Genomic DNA, 19,168 nt, shown 5'->3' with positions numbered 1-19,168 from the left:
GGCGGACCGCCTATGATACCGGCTCGGCGGGCGGCTGCATCGCCGCGTAGGCGCTTTCGCCGCGCAGCACATGCGTATCCCGCACGCGCCGCGTATAGCCGATGCGATCGAAGAACTCCAGGATCTGGATCGCCCGCTTGCGGCCCAGGCCCGTCGCGTCCCGGAACACCGCGGCGTTCAAGCCCCGCGGCTGCGCCGCCAAGTCAGCCGCCAGCGCCGCCAGTTTGCCCACCTGATCGCGGTGATAGAACAGATCCTTCACCACCTGCGCCACTTCCCCGCGCCGCAGCAGCTTGCGCAGCAGTTGGCGGACGGCGTCCTCGGGCTGCGCCTGCAGCTTCGCCAGGTCCCGCACCCACGGCGGATCGAACGCGCCCGCGTCCAGCAGCGGCAACAGGCGCGCCGCCAACTCGGCTTCGGTCTGTCCCAGCGTCGCCGTATGCGTCGGCAGATGCAGCCACGGGCCATTGCGCGCGATGCGGCCGTCGCGTTGCAGTTCGTCCAGCAACGACGTCCACAGCGTGTCGGGCATCGCTGGGAACGCCATGCGCCGCAGCCGCGCGCTGTCCGGACCGGGTTCGTCGGGCGCGCTTTGGTGGAACGACGCCAGCGCGGCTTCGGCCCGCTCGCGCAACGCCGCCCATTGCGCCGACAGGATCAGCGTGCGCGGCCCCTGCGCATTGCGCGGCTCGATCCACTGCGCGCCCTCGGGCGCCGCGATCTCGCTCACGGGCGTGCCCGTCAGCCGCTGCAACGCCGCCTCGTCCAGCCCCTGCGGCGCGTGCGCCAGGACCGGTTGCAGGCCACCGCCATCCAGCATGTCGGTCAGCGCCTGCAGGCCCGCCAGCCGCGACGCCGACCGGCGCTTGCGGTCCGGCGCATTCGGATCCAACACCCGACCGCCGCCCACCGTGCGTGTCGCCTGCGCGTTGCGCACGATAAAGCGGTCGCCCGGCATCGCGCAGACCGGCTCGTCGAACACCAGTTGCACCCATCCCGACTGGCCCGGCGCCAGCGATTCGCCGCTGATCGGTACCGCATGCGCCACGTGGCGCGCCGCGCCGATATGCACGTGCAGTGGCGCCCAGGCCCGCACCGGCGCATCCGCGGACGGCAGCAGCGTCAGCGCCACGTCCACGTGCTTCGAGGGCAGGAAGCAGCGCGCGTCCGCGATCCAGTCGCCGCGCGCGATGGCGTTCTTGTCGATGCCCGCCAGGTTCAGCGCGCACCGCTGGCCGGCCGAACCGGTCTCGCTGGGCTGGTTCTGCGCGTGGATGCCGCGCACGCGAACGCGTGTATTGGCCGGCATCAAGCGCAGATCGGTCGCGTCGTCGTCCGCGCGGACCTGGCCGGCGTGCGCCGTGCCGGTGACGACCGTGCCGTGGCCGGACAAGGTGAATACGCGATCCACCGCCAGCCGGAAAAGACCCGTGGCTTCGCGCCGCGACAGAGCCTGGGCTTGCGCGTGCAAATAGTCTTTCAGCGCCGCCACGCCTGGATCGCCGGCTTGCGCTGCCTCGGCAGGTTCTCCGGCGCGGGCCGCCTGGGACGTCTGGCTCACCTGAGCCATCTGCGTCGCACTCGTGCCGAACACCGGCGCGCCTTGCAGGAACGTCCCTTCCGTCAACGCCGCGATCTCGCCGCGCACCGTTTCCAGTTGCGCCGCGTCCGCGCGATCCGTCTTGGTCAGCGCCACCGCGCCGCGCGCCACGCCCAGCATCGACAGGATGGCCAGATGCTCTCGCGTCTGCGGCATGACGCCGTCGTCCGCCGCCACCACCAGCAGCCCGAAGTCGATCCCGCTGGCCCCGGCCGCCATCGTGTGCACCAGCTTCTCGTGCCCCGGCACGTCGATGAAACCCAGCACGTCGCCGTTCGCGAGCGGCGTGTAGGCGTAGCCCAGTTCGATGGAAATGCCGCGCGCCTTCTCTTCCTTCAGGCGGTCCGTATCGACGCCCGTCAGCGCGCGCACGAGCGTCGTCTTGCCGTGGTCGATATGCCCCGCGGTGCCGACGATCATGCCAGCGGTTCCGCCAGTTGCGCCGCAAACGCCGCCTCGTCGCGGGCTTCCAGACAGCGCAGGTCCAGCCACAACGCGTCGTCCGCAATGCGGCCGATGACGGGCAGCGGCAGCTTGCGCAACAGTGTCTCAAGCCTGTCCAGATGCCGCCCGGGGCGGCCGGTTCCCGCATGGCGCACGGCCAATCCGTAACTGGGTAGCTGGTCGATCGGCAACGCGCCACTGCCGATCTGGCTGAACATCGGCACCGCTTCCACCGCATAGCCTGGCCCCGCCGCATGCGCCAGCGCGCCACGCAGGCGTTCGGCCTGCGGCTGGATATCGCGCAGCGGACGGGTCAACAGGCGCAGCGTCGTCAGCCGCTGGGCCAGGAACTCCGGCGCGCGGTACAGGTGCAGCACCGGTTCCAGCGCGGCCAGCGTCAGCTTGCTGACGCGCAGCGCGCGCTTGAGCGGATTCTTCTTGATCTTGCGGATCAGGTCGGCGCGGCCCACCAACAGGCCCGCCTGCGGCCCGCCCAGCAGCTTGTCGCCGCTGAACGTGACCAGGTCGGCGCCCGCGGCGATGGTCTCGCGCACGGTGTCTTCTTTCGGCAAACCGAATTGCGTCAGGTCCACCAGCGTGCCGCTACCCAGATCCACCGTGGCCGGCAGACCGCTCGCATGGGCCAGCGCCGCCACCTCGGCAACGCTCACGCTTTTGGTGAAACCGGTCACCGCGTAATTGCTGCAATGCACCTTCATCAGCATCGCGGTGCGCGGGCCGATGGCGTTCTCGTAGTCGGCCGCGTGCGTGCGGTTGGTGGTGCCGACTTCGACGAGCTTGGCGCCCGCGCGCTTCATGATGTCGGGGATGCGGAACGCGCCGCCGATCTCGACCAGTTCGCCGCGCGACACCACGACTTCGCGGCGGTCCGCCAGGGCGTTGAGCATCAGCAGCACGGCCGCGGCATTGTTGTTGACTACCGTGGCGGCCTCGGCGCCCGTCAGCTCGCACAGCAGGTCGTCGATAAGGTCGTCGCGATCGCCGCGGCCGCCGGTGTCCAGGTCGAACTCCAGGTTGGCGGGCGTGGTCAACGCGCGCAGCACCGAGGCCACCGCTTCGTCGGGCAGCAGCGCGCGGCCCAGGTTGGTGTGCAGCACGGTGCCGGTCAGGTTGTAGACCGCGCGCAGGCGGGGCCGCGCGGCCTCGTCCAGCGCGGCTGACGTGCGCGCCGCCACCGCGGCCGCGTCAAGTTCGTGGCGCGGCACGCCGCCGTCCAGCGCGCGCTTGCGCAGCGCGTCCAGGTCGCGGCGCAGGGCCGCCACCACCTGCGTGCGGCCGTGGGTTTCCAGCGCCGGCTGCAACGCGTCGGCATTCAGCAGGCGGTCCAGCGAAGGGATGTCGGACGCGGCGGCAAGGCCGGCGCCGGACGGGTGATCTGCCATGCGAGACTCCGTCATTGAGCGCCGCTAGTCCTCGGCGCCATGCCACAGCAGCGGATTGCCGCTGGACCGCGAATAACCGGCCTCGCCGACCAGCACGTCGAGCATCAGGCTGGCCAGATCGTCGGCCACCGGCTCCACGTACAGGTCCTTGTCCTGGTAGAAGATCTTGCGGTACGTGTGGCAGTTGTCACAGGTTTCGGCCTTGATCGCGGGCGTGCGGCCCTCGATGGACTGGTACGCGACCTTTTCCACGTCCTCGCAGTGCGAGCACTTGACCCGCACCATGTGCCATTGCGTGGCGCACAGGCTGCAGCACAGATAGCGATAGCCTTCGTACTGGCCACCGACGCGCACGATGCTGGCGACCGGCAGGCTGCCGCACACCGGGCACACGCCGAACGGGCTGGCGACGGGCAGTTGCTTGGGATCGAAGCGGTTGGCCAGGTCCGTCCAGTAAACCTGCAAAGCCGCCATGACGAAGGGCGCGGCGGCGCTGTCCACGCCTTCGTCCTGCTCGGACAGCACGGCCTGCGCCAGGTCTTCAAGCGATTCGGGATCGTCGGCCAGCGCGCGACGCAACGCGGCGCAGACGTCGAGGGCTTCGGCGGGAACGCCCGGAGCGCGCGACACGTCGTCCAGCAACTGGCCCAGGATGCGGCGCCACAGCGCATCGCGCGGCCAGCCAATGGCCTGCAGCGGCGGCATGCCGTGCGCCTGCGCGAGCGAAATGCGGTCTTCGCTGGCGGGCGGCGCCGTGCAGTCCTGCAGCGCGCGATGCTGGGCATCGACCAGATGCGCCATCAGCTGCAGGTAATCGCCCACCGGATTGCCGTCGGCCAGATGGCGCAGGCGCGCCGCCCGCGCCGCGAAGACGGATTTCCGTTCCGGCAGGGTGATGCGGGGAATGGCGTTATGGTCTAGCGCTTCGATCTCGCCGCGCGGAAGAATTCGCTGCAATTCTCGTCTCCAGAGAAACAAATACGGCTGCCAGCCTGCGAAGAGGATAGCAGCCGTCGATCAGGACATGCCGGGGATTACTTCTTCACCTGCTCCCGGAACCAGGCGCGGTGGTGCTTCCACGCCCAGCCGGCAGTGACATAGCCGCGCAGCATTGCCGTGAGCGACCCTTTCACCCAGATCGCCGCGTAAATATGCACAATGATCGCGCAAATCAGCACCAGCGCACAAACCGCATGCAGCACCGACGCGGCGCGGATCACTTCGATCGGGAAGTAGAACGCGAAATATTCGCGCCAGATCACGATGCCGCTGACCATCAGCCCCAGCATGCACAGGATCAGCACGTAGAACAGCAGCTTCTGGCCGGCGTTGTACTTGCCGACCTCGGGCAGCTTTTCCTCGCGGTTCTCGACCACGTCGTTGAGCTGCCGGAGCCACTGGCGATCCGCGCGCGTCATAAGGTTGTGACGCCACATGTGCCCGGCAAACACGGCGAAGCAGACGAACATCACCACCCCGATGAACGGATGCAGGATGCGCGTCCAGGGTCCGCCCCCGAACAGGTTGGACAGCCAATACATGGACGGATGAAACAGCGCCAGCCCGGACAGCGCGAGCAGGATGAACGTGAGCGCGATGATCCAGTGGTTGGTGCGCTCGCCCGGCGTGTAGCGCTTGATGCGGCGATAGTGGTGTTCTTCACTCATGGCGCACCTCCTCTTCGGCCCTGCGTTCGTCTTCCTCGGTCACTTCGTTGCGGCCCACGCGCGCGTAGTGGAAAAAGCCCGCCAGCGCGGTGAACGCCATCGCGGCCAGGCCCAGCGGCTTGGCCAGGCCCTTCCACAACGACACCATCGGACTGATCTTCGGGTCGGCGGGCAGCCCGTGGTACAGCCCCGGCTGGTCGGCGTGATGCAGCACGTACATGACGTGCGTGCCGCCCACGCCGGCCGGGTCATACACGCCGGCCTGCTCGAAGCCGCGCGACTTCAGGTCCTCGACACGCTCGGCGGCATGCTGGTGCATGTCGTCCTTGGTGCCGAAGACGATGGCGCCGGTGGGACAGGCCTTGACGCACGCGGGCTCCATGCCGACCGCGACGCGGTCGGAACACAGCGTGCACTTGTAGGCCTTGTTGTCCTTCTTGGAAATGCGCGGAATGTTGAACGGACAGCCGGTGATGCAATAGCCGCAACCGATGCAGTTTTCTTCGTGGAAATCCACGATGCCGTTGTTGTACTGGATGATGGCGCCCGGCGAGGGACAGGCCTTCAGGCAGCCCGGGTCTTCGCAGTGCATGCAGCCGTCCTTGCGGATCAGCCATTCCAGGTCGCCGGCGGGGTTCTCGAATTCCGAGAAGCGCATGACGGTCCAGGAATGCTCGGTGAGGTCGGCCGGGTTGTCGTAGACGCCCACGTTGACGCCGATCTCGTCGCGCAGGTCGTTCCACTCCATGCAGGCGCTCTGGCAAGCCTTGCAGCCGATGCACTTGGAGACGTCGATCAGCTTGGCCACCGAACCCGTGACGGGTTCACGGATGCCCGGCGGCGGCGTGGTGGTGGCGGAGCGCCGCTTGATGTCCAGGGATTGCATTGACATGTCGGTTCTCCTATACCTTTTCGACCTTCACCAGGAACGACTTGAATTCCGGTGTCTGGGAATTGCCGTCGCCCACGAATGGCGTCAGGGTGTTGGTGAGGAACCCCGGCCTGGCGATGCCCACGAAGCCCCAGTGGATGGGAATTCCGACCTGGTGCACCGTCTTGCCCTCGATGGTGAGAGGACGGATGCGCTTGGTGACCAGCGCCACGGCCTTGATGTAGCCGCGGTTGGACGACACCTTCACGCGTGAACCGTTGGGAATGCCCAGCTCCTTGGCCAGCGCCTCGCCGATCTCGACGAACTGCTCGGGCTGGAGAATCGCGTTGATGCGGACGTTCTTGGTCCAGTAGTGGAAGTGTTCCGTCAGGCGATAGGTGGTGGCGACATACGGGAAGTTCTCCACCGTGCCCATCGCCGCAAGGTCATCCTTGAAGATCCGCGCGGCCGGGTTGCTGGTGACGCCCTTGGCCTTGGGGTGCAACGGGTTGTAGCCCAGCGGGTTTTCGAAGGGCTCGTAGTGTTCCGGGAACGGCCCTTCGGCCAGGCCCGCCCGCGCGAAGAAACGCGCCACGCCTTCGGGGTTCATGATGAACGGCCCCATGCCGCCCGCGGGGTTCTCGTCGCCCTTGAAGTCGGGGATGTCGGCGCCCACCCAGGCGCGGCCGTTCCACGACACCAGGCTGCGGCGTGGATCGAACGGCTTGCCTTCCAGGTCGCACGATGCGCGGTTGTACAGGATGCGGCGGTTGGCCGGCCAGGCCCAGGCCCAGTTCAGCGTCTGGCCGATGCCCGTGGGGTCGCTGTTGTCGCGGCGCGCCATGAGGTTGCCGCCGGGGCCCCACGCGCCCGCAAAGATCCAGCAGCCGCTGGCGGTGGAGCCGTCGTCGCGCAGTTCGGCAAAGCCGGCAAGCTGCTCGCCGGCGCGGCGCATGATCTTCGTCGGATCCTTGGGGTCGGCCAGATCCACCACCGCGCGGCCCGTGTATTCCTTGGCCAGTTCCTCGGCCGTGGGATTCTGCGGGTTGGAATAGGGCCACGACAGGTTGACGATGGGGTCGGGATACTTGCCGCCTTCGTCCTGGTACATCTTGCGCAGGCGCGTGTAGATGAGCGCCATGATCTCGATGTCGCTCTTGGCTTCGCCCGGGGGTTCGGCGCCCTTCCAGTGCCATTGCAGCCAGCGGCCGGAGTTGACCAGCGCACCGTCTTCCTCGGCAAAACAGGTCGTGGGCAGACGGAAGACCTCGGTCTGGATCTTGGACGGATCCACGTCGTTGGCTTCGCCGGCGTTGCGCCAGAACTCGGACGTTTCCGTGACCAGCGGATCCATGATGACCAGGAACTTGAGCTTGGCAAAGCCGTCGTTCAGCTTGGCCTTGTTGGGCGCCGCGGCCAGCGGGTTGAAGCCCTGCGCGATGTAGCCGTTCATCTTGCCCTGGACCATCAGCTCGTAGACTTGCAGCATGTCGTAGAGCTTGTCCAGCTTGGGCAGGTAATCGAACGCCCAGTTGTTGTCGGCCGTGGCCGCGCCGCCCCACCAGGCCTTCATCAGGCTGACGTGGAACTTGTGATAGTTCTGCCAGTAGCTGAGCTGGTTGGGTCGCAACGGCTTGAGCGTGCGCGAGTCGATGTACTTGGCGTAGTCCTGCTCGGGCTCGTTGGGCAGCGTCATGTAGCCCGGAAGCAGGTTCGACATCAGGCCTAGATCGGTCAGGCCCTGGATGTTCGAGTGCCCGCGCAGTGCGTTCATGCCGCCGCCGGCGATGCCGATGTTGCCCAGCAGCAGCTGCACCATCGCGCCCGTGCGGATGATCTGCGAACCGATGGAATGCTGCGTCCAGCCCAGCGCATACAGGATGGTCGCGGCGCGGTTGGTGGTGGCCGTGGACGCAAGCATGTCGCACACCGTCAGGAACTTGTCCTTGGGCGTGCCACAGACGCGTTCGACCATTTCAGGCGTATAGCGCGAGTAATGCTTCTTGAGCAGCTGATACACCGAGCGCGGATGCTGAAGCGTGGGATCGGTCTTGACGTAGCCGTCCTCGCCGCGCTCGTAGTCCCAGCTTTGTTTGTCGTAGGTGCGCTTTTCGGCGTTGTAGCCCGAGTAAAGCCCTGCGTCGAACGCGAAGTCCTCGCGCACGATGAACGAAAAGTCGGTGTAGTTGCGCACGTACTCGTGCTGGATCTTGTCGTGATCCAACAGGTACTTGATGACGCCACCCAGGAAGATGATGTCGGTGCCGGTGCGTATGGGCGCGTAGAAGTCCGCCACGGACGCCGAACGCGTAAAGCGCGGATCCACGACGATCAACTTGGCCTTGTTGTGGGCCTTGGCTTCAGTGACCCATTTGAACCCGCAAGGGTGGGCCTCGGCGGCATTGCCGCCCATGATCAAAACTATGTCCGCGTTCTTGATGTCGACCCAATGGTTCGTCATCGCTCCACGGCCAAACGTCGGGGCAAGACCTGCCACCGTCGGGCCATGTCAGACACGGGCTTGATTGTCGAACGCCAGCATCCCCATGCTGCGCACTGTCTTGTGCGTGATGTAACCGACCTCGTTGCTGCTTGCCGAGGCGGCCAGCATGCCGGTGGTCAGCCACCGGTTCACCGTCTTGCCGTCCGCGGTCTTCTCGACGAAGTTCGCGTCGCGGTCTTCCTTCATGAGCTTGGTGATGCGCGTCAGGGCGTCGTCCCACGACATCCGAACCCATTTGTCCGAACCGGGCGCCCGGTATTCCGGGAACTTCAGACGGTTGGGGCTGTGGATGAAGTCGATCAGGGCCGCGCCCTTCGGACAGAGGGTGCCGCGGTTGACGGGGTGGTCGGGGTCGCCTTCGATATGCATGATGCTGGCGCGGGCGTTCTTCGAGCCATCGCCCAAGCCATACATCAGCAAACCGCAGGCGACCGAACAGTAGGGACAGGTGTTGCGCGTTTCGGTCATGCGCGCAAGCTTGAACTGGCGCACCTCGGCCATGGCCGTGCCGGGGGCAACCCCCAGCATGGCCAGGCTGGAGCCCGCCAGCGTCGCACCGGTCACCTTGAAGAACTGGCGGCGATTCATGTTGACCATGAAGCACTCCTCTCCTGGTGAATGAAGGAAGCGGATATCTCAGGGACAAATAGCCCTACGACTTCCAAGGGAATGTGGGGAAGTATAGGCCTTGGACATGCCGCGCGTCATGCCCGGTGACGCATGGCGCTCCCGCCCTCGTCCGAATTTGACGGCAAAATGCGCTTTTTTCGCAGATTTTGCGGCAGTGCAGCGCTGTTACGATGGCCCGCGGCATCGTGGATCCGGCAGAACGTCCGCGCCGGTCGCGACCCGCCCCTTTTATTTGTGCATGCCCTTGGAGCGCCAATGCGCCGCCTTGCCCCCGTGGCCCGAGTCCTTGCCCTGTCGCTGGCTTTCTCGCCCTTCGTCCTGATGCCCCAGGCGTCCGTCCACGCGGCGCCCGCCGCGCTGTCGCCCGCCGCCGCCGCCACCGAGGCGGCCCAGCAGGCGGCCATGGAAGGCTATCTGTATTTCTATCCGCTGGTCGCGATGGACCTGACCCGCCGGCAGTTCACGCATCCGTCCCGGGGCGCCGATGGGGCGCCGGCCAACACGTTCCAGCACGGGCGCACCCTGCCCCGCGCAGGCAACGCCACGCCGTGGGCGAACGTCGACATGCTGCGCAGCAGCGCGTGGCTGGACCTGACGGACGGCCCCGTCGTGCTGTCCGTTCCCGACACGGCGGGACGGCTCTACACGCTGACGCTGCTGGACATGTGGACCGACGTCTTCGCGACGCTGGGCAAGCGCACCACGGGCACCGCCAAGAGCAACACGGTGATCGTGCCGCCGGGCTGGAGCGGCACGCTGCCCTCGGGCATGGCGCGCATCGACGCCCCCACCGTCCACGTCTGGGCGAAGGGCATGATCGAGACGCACGGCCCCGCCGACCAGGCGGCGGTGAACACGTTGCAGGACGGCTTTGGCGTGACGCCGCTGGCGCAATGGAACCTGCCCGCGCAGACGCCTCGGATGAAGCCGGATCCGTCCCTCGATCTGAAAATCCCCGTGAGCGAACAGGTGGACTCGATGCCCACCGACGCGTTCTTCACCTACGCCGCGGAGCTGCTGCGCAAGCATCCGCCGCATGCAACGGACCAGCCCGTGCTGGCGCTGTTGCGCCGCGTGGGGCTGGCGCCCGGCCGGCCGTTCGACTTCGACAAGCTCGATCATTCCGCCAAGCAGGGCATGCGCCGAGGCGTGCGCGCCGCGCGCGACCGCATGGCGGCGGCCGCCGGCCATTCGTTGCGCGCCACGGATGGCTGGCTGCAGGAGACGGGCAGCATCGGCGTATATGGCAACGACTGGCTGCGCCGCGCGCTGGCCGCGCAGGCGCAGCCGGGCAGCGGATTGCCCGAAGATTTGACGGTGCTGGTGCTGGCCACGGATAGCGACGGCGCGCTGCTGGACGGCGCGCACCGGTATACGCTGCATCTCGACAGCGGCCAGTTGCCGGACGCGGGCGCGTTCTGGTCGCTGACCGCTTATGACGGCCAGGGCATGCCCGTGCCCAACCCCGTGAACCGACTCGCGCTCGGCAGCCGCGATCCGCTGCGCTACAACGCGGACGGCTCGCTGGACCTGGTCTTCAGCAACACGGCGCCTGCGCCGGACGAGCAGTCGAACTGGCTGCCGATTCCGGCGGCCGGGCCGGTGGGGATGCTGCTGCGGGTGTACCTGCCGGGGCCGGCGGTGCGGGATGGCTTGTGGACGCCGCCTGCGATGCGGCGGGAGGTGCCGGAGGCTGAGGTTGCCGAGACCAGCAATTCGGCAGTTGAGCCGGAAACCGCGGCACAGACGGAAGTCCCGACAACTGCTGCCGTCCCCGCCGCGCCACCTGCCAAGAAACCCTGACCGCCCCCAGAAATACGGCGCGATGTCAGCCGCCAGCCGCTACCATTGGCGTTTTATTCATGAATGAGCCGCCCGCCATGGACGACGCCTTTAGCCACCAATTGTCGATGACCATCCTGATGACGCCAGACATGGCGAATTTCTCAGGAAACGTACACGGCGGAACCATCCTCAAATATCTGGACCAGGTGGCGTACGCCTGTGCCAGCCGGTACGCCGGCCAATACGTCGTGACGCTGTCCGTCGACCAGGTGGTGTTCCGCGAACCGATCCACGTCGGCGAGCTGGTGACGTTCCTGGCAGCCGTTAACTACACGGGCCGCACGTCGATGGAAATCGGCATCAAGGTCGTGACCGAGGACATCCGCAAGAAGCTGGTGCGTCACACCAACAGCTGCTATTTCACGATGGTGGCGGTGGACGACAAGGGCGCGCCGACCGCCGTGCCGCCGCTGGAGCCCCGCACGCACGAGGAAAAGCAGCGCTTCAAGGCCGCCGGCCTGCGCCGCGAACTGCGCCAGGAAATGGAACGCCGCCACGGCGAGATCAAGCGCGAAACCACGCACGACACGCCGGGCGCCTGATCATCGCGTTGGGGCGCAAGCGCCCTATTCACCCCCGCCCGCTGGATATCCAGCCGCGGGGGTTTTGCATTTGTGGGCACCCTGATGGTGTTCAGCACGCACTTGGGCAAACCTGCTCGTTAAGTCATACAGCGCTGTTCTTTTGCGCGATTCCAAGTCTTGATCGATTTCCCATGAAGATAAGACTCATCTGATATTCAAGGTCCGTTGCGTGTGCCGTAATGGCGCCGCAGACTGTGTATTCACCGGTGGTGGAAAGGTCTGTCGTTGCGGGAGCACGCCATTCCTAGCCAATCAGATATCCGGTTCACCTTTGCCATCGGCGACGAATCCTTCGACGTTGTCGAATTCACGTTGCATGAAGGTCTGTCCGAGACTTTCCTGCTGGACGTGGAGCTGGCCAGCGCCAATGCCGCCATCGACTTCGGCAACGTTCTGGACCGCGCCGCGCTGCTCACGATCTGGCACGGCGACCAGCCCGTGCGCTACGTGCACGGCGCCGCCTCGTCTTTCGTCCAACGCGACACAGGCTTTCGCCGCTCGCGCTACTCCGCAACCGTCGAGCCACGCCTGGCAAGGCTCAAACTCAGTTCCGATTGGCGCATCTTCCAATCCCTTACGGTTCCGCAGATCGCCGAGACGGTGCTCAAGGCGCACGGCCTCACCCTCGACTACGAGCAGCGCAACACGACCGCGCATCAACGGCGCGAATACTGCGTGCAGGCCGGCGACACCGACTACCACTTCGTCGAACGCATCATGCGCGAGGAAGGATTCTTCTATTCCTTTCGCCATAGCGCCCAGGGCCATCAGCTGGTCCACAGCGATCGTCTGTTCATTCACGGCCGCGTGGGTGACGAGCCGGTGCAGTACAACCCCACGCCCGGCGGCGACCAGCCGCAGCCCGCACTGCGCCGCTTTGCCTACACCGAGAGCGTGCGCACCGCGCGCCAGACGCAGCGCGACTACACCTTCCACCATCCGCGCTACAGCCACGAGCACACCCGCGACGGGCATGATCTGAACCATCAAGGCCGCCGTTACGAGCGCTACGACTATCCCGCTCGCGCAAAATTCGACGAAGCCGGCATGCCCTTCGCCGAGAACCGCCTGCGCGGCCATCGGCGTGATGCGCGCATGGCTCTGGTCGAAGGTGACGATCCTCGCCTGCAGCCCGGCATCTCCTTCACGCTGGCGGGGCATCCCCGCGAAGACATGAACCGCGGATGGCGCCCGGTCCGCATCGTTCATCGCGGCACGCAGCACGCGAGCCAGGCTGAGGAGAGCGCCGACGCACAGTCGGGTACGCATTACCACTACGAGGCCGAGCTGGTTCCCGACGACACCGAATGGCGCGCCGAACCGCTACCCAGGCCCCGCATCGAAGGACCGCAGAACGCCGTGGTGGTCGGTCCGCCCAACGAAGAGGTTTACACGGACGAGTACGGACGGGTAAAGGTTCAGTTTCCCTGGGACCGCCGAGGGCAGCAGGACGAGTACAGCTCCTGCTGGATCCGCGTCTCGCAGAACATCGCCGGCGCGACCTGGGGCCACATGGCCATTCCGCGCGTCGGCCAGGAGGTCATCGTTTCCTACTTCGACGGAGACCCTGACCAGCCCGTGATCACCGGCCGGGTCTACAACCGCCTGCAACTGCCACCCTACGAGCTACCGCGCCACAAGACGCGGATGACCATCAAGAGCAAGACGCACAAAGGCGAGGGCTTCAACGAGCTGCGCTTCGAGGACGAAAAGGACCAGGAAGAGATCTACGTCCATGCGCAGAAGGACCAGAACATCAATGTCAATCACGACGAAACACGATCAGTGGGTCGCGATCAAACCAATGCGATCGGCCGTGACCGCAACACCAGCATCGGCCAGGACGACACGTACAGCGCGGGCCGCGACCTCAACGCACATGTGCGCCAGGATGCGTTCAGTACCGTGGACCGCAACGAGATCCGCAAAGTCGGCAATTCGCAGCGCGAAGACATCGCTTCCAGCCGCCGGGTCACGATCGGCGAGAACGACGCTCTGGTGATAGAGGGCGTCCAATCCATCGAGGCTAAAACGTCCCAGCGCACGTTGACGCGCGATTACGTATTGCAGGGCACGGACCGCATCCTGATTCGCGGGCCGGCAGGCACGGTCATTCTTGATAACAGCGGCATCAGCCTGAATTCCCCCAACATCCTGCTCAAAGGGAAGGTGCGGGTGCAGACGCCGGGCGCCAATCAGGTGAAGGCGCTGGAGACTGCCATCCGCGAGGGCTCCCCCTTGATTGAGGAGTGCCCGTCGGACACGGGAGCTTGAGGATGAGCCTGCACCAGTGGCTTGCGGACCGGGGCATCGATGCGTCGTCGCGCGGCGCCCACGTCCTCTTTCTTGCGGAGATGTCGGCGCATCCTGAGCTACGCGCCCGGCTGGAGTTTCACGATCAGCCCTACCGGCTCTTGTGGAAGCTGGATGCGCAAAACGCGCTGGAGCAACATGCGCCGTGCCTGTTTCAGGCTCATGCCGAGTCAGCCTTCGGCCACTGGCTGGGCAGCACGATCGGCACATTTGCGCTGACCGTCCTGCTCGCTCGCGATGACATCGATGCCGTCGCATCGCGCCTGCGCCGGTTCACCAAATTCCAGGATGGCGACAGCCGCTACTACCTGCGCTTGGGTGATCCCGCGGCGCTACGTCTCTACATCGACTCCATCGCCGACGCGCCCGAGGTCCTGACTAGGCTGTTTGGCCACAGGGGCGTCGAGGCTTTCCATCTTCACGCGCCGCGCATTGCCCTATCGCGGCAAGTCGCGCCGATCTTCGAGCAGGGTTGGGACCATCCGGGCCGCGACGGATATCTGCTCTGGACAGACGCGCCGCTTGAATCGGGGCAGACGTAATGGCCTTGCTCACCCTCAATAGAAAACAACTTGAGCTGGCGGCAACTCGCGAGACCGACCGCCAACTGGTTCAGTACATCCGCGGCGCCCTGGCAGCGGTACTGCCTCGATTGCCTGCGCCGCAGGCACTGGTCGAGCCCTATGTTCAAGCCGCGGGGCGGCAGGCCATCGAGAGCGGATTTGGCGAAGGCGGCTATTACAGCTTTCATATTCTTACCGGCTTGCTGCTCGGCCCCTTGTGGGATCAGGATCCGTTTTTCCTGGGGAAAATCGACCAGTACCTGGACGCGCCGGGCATGGAGCCAGGCGCCCGTATTGCGTTGGCCATGGACGCCGTGCTCGATACGCGCCGGGCGCTGGAGGCAGTGTTGCCCGAGCTGATCGACGTAGCCGAGCAATCGCTGAGCATTCCCCCCGAACGGTTCACGCCAGGACACACCTGGCTTGTCTTCGAGCGGATGGCGCATATCCGCGGTTGCCAGCCCCACCAGATTCTGCCGCTGTTCGAACGTTTCGAAACGGGCTTTCGCCTCGGTAATGGACTGCCTACCATCCGCCGGGAAAAGCTCCCAGGACACATCCAGGTCGCGTACGAGGCACAGGGCATACCGCTACCCAAGCCCAGCGACGCCATCCGGGACCTCGACCGGCTCCAACTGCAGAACTTCCATGGAAGCCTTCTGCTCGGATTGATCTACGGTCAGTCGTTCTCCACCAACCTGTTCCTCGTCCGCCTCGTGCAGACGCTCGATGCCGCCAGCCAGCCACATGACTATCAGCATCACTTGAAAGGATTTTTGCTCGCGCACCGTGAAGCCCTGATGGAGAAGGTCATTGAGTAACGACGCCGTGGCGGCAAGCTACAACAAGCTGGCGCAGGATGCGGCAGACGGAACCTTGCCTGCTCCCCAGAAGATCTGCACCGAATGTCCCATGCCGGGCCCGATCTTTTCCTTGAACCCAGATGGCGGTCCGCGCAATGCAGACCTGTATCTGGGCATCCCTTCGCAGGGAACCGCCGCAACGTACCAGTGGTTCATGGACAACCCATGGATCCGGAACAAGGAACGCAACTACCGCGATACCTTCCTGCTCCGGGTGCTGCACGAATTCGGCGCGGCATACGGCGACGCGCGCCTGGCGGAACTCAGCGCGTTCCTGTCGGTACAGGAATGCGAAATCATCTGCGTGGACGATGAAATCGCAGATGACGTGCTGCCGCCAGCCGTGCTCGACGAATTCGGCCGGCGCACAGGCGACGGTCTCGGGTTTCAGGTCCAGCGCAACTTCGTGTTCGCTGGCGGCAAGCTCTACTACCTGACGTTCACCACCGTCACCTGGCTAGCGGCCGACCGCAGCGAGTACATCGACGACGATGGCCAGATCGCTCACAGCATGCCGTTCACGTGGGACATCCCCAAGGGCCTGTATCCCGTTGACCGGGCGGTCAAGGATCTGGCCGACGGCTTTGAGCGCGCCAAGGCGAAGGTCCACATCTGGGAGGCCATCAAGGGGCTCTTCGAAGTCGCCACGGCTTTGCTGGCATTTGTCCCCGTCGCCGGCCAGGTCGCGCTGGGCGTGCGCGGGGCCGCGGCAGGCTTGCGCTATCTCTTCGTGGCCGTTGACCGCGCGCTGGCACTGGATGCGATGGCGGATGGCACAAGCCGGATGATCACCGGCGAAGGATTGAGCATCGGCGAGAAATTCTTCGAATCGCTTGCCGCGCTGTCCGATCCCAAAACCGCCGAAGAGCGCGGCAAGCAGGTCTTCATGAGCATCAACCTGGCGATGCTCACACCGTCCGTCTTCGGATCCGCCCGCTGGATGATGCGCCAGGTCGGCAACAAGGCGGTGAAGGTAGACACCAAGATGCTGAGCGAGGAAAAGCTCAGGCGGCTGGGCCAGCATAAGCATGGCGAGGCGACGGTGCTGGAAACGGTCGTCGACACTCGCGAGCGTGTCCCGGGCGGGGGCAGCATGCGGGTAGTCGAAACCTATTCACCGGATACCAATAAGTCCAGGTTGAACATTGATGCGAAGACGGGCTCGGGTGATTTTTCCATCATCGTCAATCGCGTTCGAGAGCGGGTCGCACTGCGTGCGGTGATGATCGATACCGCGCGTAAAGGTAGAGGTCTTCGAAACGTGGTGGGCGATGCGGGCGAGGAGATCTTCGCGGCGGGGATGGTGCGCCACTGGGGCGTAAAGCCGGAGAACATCCTGGGCTACAACCTGAAGAATGATGGCCCCAGCAAGTTTGGCCTGAAAAACAGGAGCGGCCACGGACTCGACATGCTGGTCCGGGTGCCGCCGCCACCGGAAATGCAGATTCGCGTGCCGAAGGCCGAGGCGCGGGATCACATCGAAGGGCTACGCGGTCCTTCCGAATACAAAACACTGACGTTCACAGAGGAGACGCTGATTGTGGTGGAGGTTAAGGCGACACTGGGGAAAACCGAGACACCGAAGTTTTATGCAAATACGCAGGGGCTCGGTGGGGAGTACAACACTGAGCGAGTGGTGAAGTTGGCTCAGAAACGTGGGCCGTACTGGAAGCTTGAGAACATGCTGAAGGCAGACTCTGCCGCGCTTGAGAAACTGGACGTCATTGCAAAGGCACAACACTCGCGGAGTATCCAATACATTCACGCTCAGGTGTTTCTCGACAGTGGAGGGAACATCAACACATTGGTAGGAAAGGGAGTGGGCCGGGGGTCTGGCATTCAGCTCAACGATTGGCCTAGGACATGACATGGAACTCAAGAAAACAAAGTCGAGACTGGATAAAGTTTTGCCTAAAGTTGAAGCTTGGGCGAAAGACAACTGGCCGCAAAATGGATGGATGAATGAGTACCTGTCTGGCTCGGGTGCGGCAGGTTTAGCTGCTATCACCCTATACACCGAGGGGACGAATGATTCGGCCCAGAGCCTGTTGGATGCTAAACGCGGACAGCCTTCCTGCGCGACACAGCGAATGGCATATGGCTTCGCGAGAAGGGCAATTGGCAGAGGAATCAATATTGAAGAATTAAGGGGGACGGGGCGTGTCGCTGTGGACGATCTTGATGGCCTTGCCGACCTGATGTTCGGCACCATCGCATTGGGCCACCCGGAAGTCGCAAAAAGCCTTTACCTGACCACAATCGCCGGCCTTGAAGGCGGGTATGGCGTGCGCAGCGGTCATGATTTGCCTATCGGCACGACCCTACGCTACGCCGGCTTCGGCCTGACCATCATCAGCAATTGGCTAGGCCAACCCCTGGACCTGGACAAGCACGCCCTGCCTCGCGATCCGGCCTGGGCCCCATTGGTATCCCAATGGCGTGAACCCGACCTCGACAAGTTCCTGCCCGCACTCCTCTCCGCCTGCGACGTCCACGTGGACCGCATCGCCATCACCTATCGCGAGCACGAAACCTACGCCAAAGAGTTCGAGTTCTGCACACCGCTGCTGGCCGTACACCCTACCGAAATCCATGCCGTCCTACGCTTGCGTGATCTGCTTGGCTTGCCCAATCCCGCGCACATCGACCATCCGCTGATGCAAACGCCCTACGCGCAAATCACCTGCACGCCGGCGTTCCTGGCCTCGCTTGGCCAACGCGACGAGCTGCTGGAGCGCTTTCTGGACACCGTGCGCCGCCGTGATCCGGCGGTGTTGCCCGCGGGGCTTTGACCGTGCCGCTACGTTGACGACGCGTTGATCCTCGGCGATGCGCTTCGGAAATGCGGAGTCGCGTGCCGAAGGCCTTCAAGCAGCAGTCGTCGATGCAGAAGGGTGTGACAGGTCTGCCGGTCGCGACTTCACGCCCGCTCAACGCCAGCCGGCGGGGCCGGCGGCGCGGCGGCCGGTTCACGGTCGCGGCCGATCATGCGCTTGATGCCCAGCCACTGCTGCGACCAGAAACCGCGCCCGTAGTCGCGTCCGCCCAGTTCGGCCTGCTGGTCATGGATGCCGGTGGGACCGTAGCCCACACCAAACCGCGCAGTGCGAAACAGCACGTCCCAGATCGGAAACAGGGCGGCGAAGTTGTAGCCGCCCACCGGCCCCGGCGACGACGCGTCGTAGGCGATGGAATGGTGATGGCGATGAAAGCGCGGGCTGACCAGGAGGCGCTCGCCCAGCGCGCCGAAGTGCATGCGCAGATTGGCGTGCGAGAAGCTCTGCGCCAGTTGGGTGATGGCCACCACCATGACGAACTGCGCGGGCGGCACGCCCACCAGCTGCGACACGAACACGACCAGCACGTCGCGCAGCATGTCGTCCAGCAGATGATTGCGGTCGTCGCTCCAGATGGTCATCTGGCGCTGGCTGTGATGCACGGCATGCAGCGCCCACAGCCAGCCGAAACGGTGCTGCGCGCGATGGTAGAAGTAGTCCACCGCATCGAACAGTAGCAGGTAGATGATGAGGCTGACCCATGCCTTGTCCGTCACGCCCGGCCAATACTGATCCAGCTGGAACGGCGCAAAGCCCCACACGTGCAGCTGGCCGAAGATGCTGTCCCAGAACGGATCGATGGTGAAGAACAGCAGAAGCCGGAACGCGCCCAGGCGGTGGATCAGCGTGTAGAGCACGTCGATGCCGATCTGACGGCGGTCGGTCATCGGTTCCACGGGACGCAGGCGCTGCATGGGTCCCAGGACCAGCACCAGCACCGCGATCTGGATCAGCCCCACCAGCAGCCACATGGTGGCGTCGTAGGCGTCCTCGATGAAGTTGCTCAGGCCCAGGTGGAACAGCGCGGGCTGAATCGCCGTCTCGA

At 65.0% G+C, this 19,168-nt stretch carries 14 protein-coding genes; 7 read left to right on the top strand and 7 right to left on the bottom strand.

Annotation, left to right across the window (positions count from 1 at the left end):
• Positions 1 to 10 precede the first annotated feature (10 nt).
• The 6 genes from selB to fdnG form a co-directional block, all read right to left on the bottom strand.
• On the bottom strand, positions 11 to 2,020 hold the full coding sequence (gene selB / locus RT697_RS20270; protein ID WP_313701339.1) for a selenocysteine-specific translation elongation factor: 2,010 nt from the start codon (positions 2,018 to 2,020) through the stop codon (positions 11 to 13).
• Entirely contained in the window at positions 2,017 to 3,447 is a 1,431-nt protein-coding gene (gene selA / locus RT697_RS20265; protein ID WP_313701337.1) for an L-seryl-tRNA(Sec) selenium transferase, read from the bottom strand. The genes selB and selA overlap by 4 nt, the downstream gene beginning before the upstream one ends.
• A gap of 24 nt (positions 3,448 to 3,471) precedes the next feature.
• Positions 3,472 to 4,404, bottom strand: a complete 933-nt coding sequence (fdhE, locus tag RT697_RS20260) for a formate dehydrogenase accessory protein FdhE (RefSeq protein WP_313701335.1) — start codon at positions 4,402 to 4,404, stop codon at positions 3,472 to 3,474.
• 77 nt (positions 4,405 to 4,481) lie between these two features.
• Complete coding sequence (locus tag RT697_RS20255; RefSeq protein ID WP_313701333.1) at positions 4,482 to 5,114, bottom strand: formate dehydrogenase subunit gamma; 633 nt, start codon at positions 5,112 to 5,114, stop codon at positions 4,482 to 4,484.
• Entirely contained in the window at positions 5,107 to 6,006 is a 900-nt protein-coding gene (fdxH, locus tag RT697_RS20250; protein WP_313701331.1) for a formate dehydrogenase subunit beta, read from the bottom strand. The genes RT697_RS20255 and fdxH overlap by 8 nt, the downstream gene beginning before the upstream one ends.
• Positions 6,007 to 6,016: 10 nt before the next feature.
• Entirely contained in the window at positions 6,017 to 9,085 is a 3,069-nt protein-coding gene (gene fdnG / locus RT697_RS20245) for a formate dehydrogenase-N subunit alpha (protein WP_313701330.1), read from the bottom strand.
• A 288-nt stretch (positions 9,086 to 9,373) separates the two neighbouring features.
• Between fdnG and RT697_RS20240 the strand changes: the two genes are divergently transcribed.
• The 7 genes from RT697_RS20240 to RT697_RS20210 all read left to right on the top strand — a co-directional run bounded on the left by RT697_RS20240 (position 9,374) and on the right by RT697_RS20210 (position 18,078).
• Positions 9,374 to 10,921, top strand: a complete 1,548-nt coding sequence (locus tag RT697_RS20240) for a DUF1254 domain-containing protein (protein ID WP_313701329.1) — start codon at positions 9,374 to 9,376, stop codon at positions 10,919 to 10,921.
• A gap of 77 nt (positions 10,922 to 10,998) precedes the next feature.
• Positions 10,999 to 11,505 carry an acyl-CoA thioesterase gene (locus RT697_RS20235; RefSeq protein WP_056319320.1) on the top strand — a complete coding sequence of 169 codons (507 nt, stop codon included), beginning with the start codon at positions 10,999 to 11,001 and terminating at the stop codon, positions 11,503 to 11,505.
• A 267-nt stretch (positions 11,506 to 11,772) separates the two neighbouring features.
• Entirely contained in the window at positions 11,773 to 13,821 is a 2,049-nt protein-coding gene (locus RT697_RS20230; RefSeq protein WP_313701328.1) for a type VI secretion system tip protein TssI/VgrG, read from the top strand.
• A gap of 2 nt (positions 13,822 to 13,823) precedes the next feature.
• Positions 13,824 to 14,402 (top strand): DUF4123 domain-containing protein, encoded by a 579-nt coding sequence (locus tag RT697_RS20225; protein ID WP_313701326.1) that lies wholly within the window; start codon positions 13,824 to 13,826, stop codon positions 14,400 to 14,402.
• Positions 14,402 to 15,244, top strand: coding sequence for a hypothetical protein (locus RT697_RS20220; RefSeq protein ID WP_313701324.1), 843 nt, complete (start codon positions 14,402 to 14,404; stop codon positions 15,242 to 15,244). Before RT697_RS20225 ends, RT697_RS20220 begins: the two co-directional genes overlap by 1 nt.
• Positions 15,237 to 17,153 (top strand): hypothetical protein, encoded by a 1,917-nt coding sequence (locus RT697_RS20215; RefSeq protein WP_313701323.1) that lies wholly within the window; start codon positions 15,237 to 15,239, stop codon positions 17,151 to 17,153. The genes RT697_RS20220 and RT697_RS20215 overlap by 8 nt, the downstream gene beginning before the upstream one ends.
• Position 17,154: 1 nt before the next feature.
• Positions 17,155 to 18,078 carry a hypothetical protein gene (locus tag RT697_RS20210; protein ID WP_313701321.1) on the top strand — a complete coding sequence of 308 codons (924 nt, stop codon included), beginning with the start codon at positions 17,155 to 17,157 and terminating at the stop codon, positions 18,076 to 18,078.
• Between the two features lie 128 nt (positions 18,079 to 18,206).
• Here the strand turns inward: RT697_RS20210 and RT697_RS20205 are convergent.
• Positions 18,207 to 19,168 (bottom strand): sterol desaturase family protein (locus tag RT697_RS20205; protein ID WP_409517470.1); only part of this gene is annotated, 962 nt, incomplete at its 5' end.

This window comes from Achromobacter sp. (genome assembly GCF_032113835.1).
Classification (GTDB): Bacteria; Pseudomonadota; Gammaproteobacteria; order Burkholderiales; family Burkholderiaceae_B; genus Achromobacter.
This window is presented reverse-complemented; position numbering and strand designations above follow the sequence as displayed.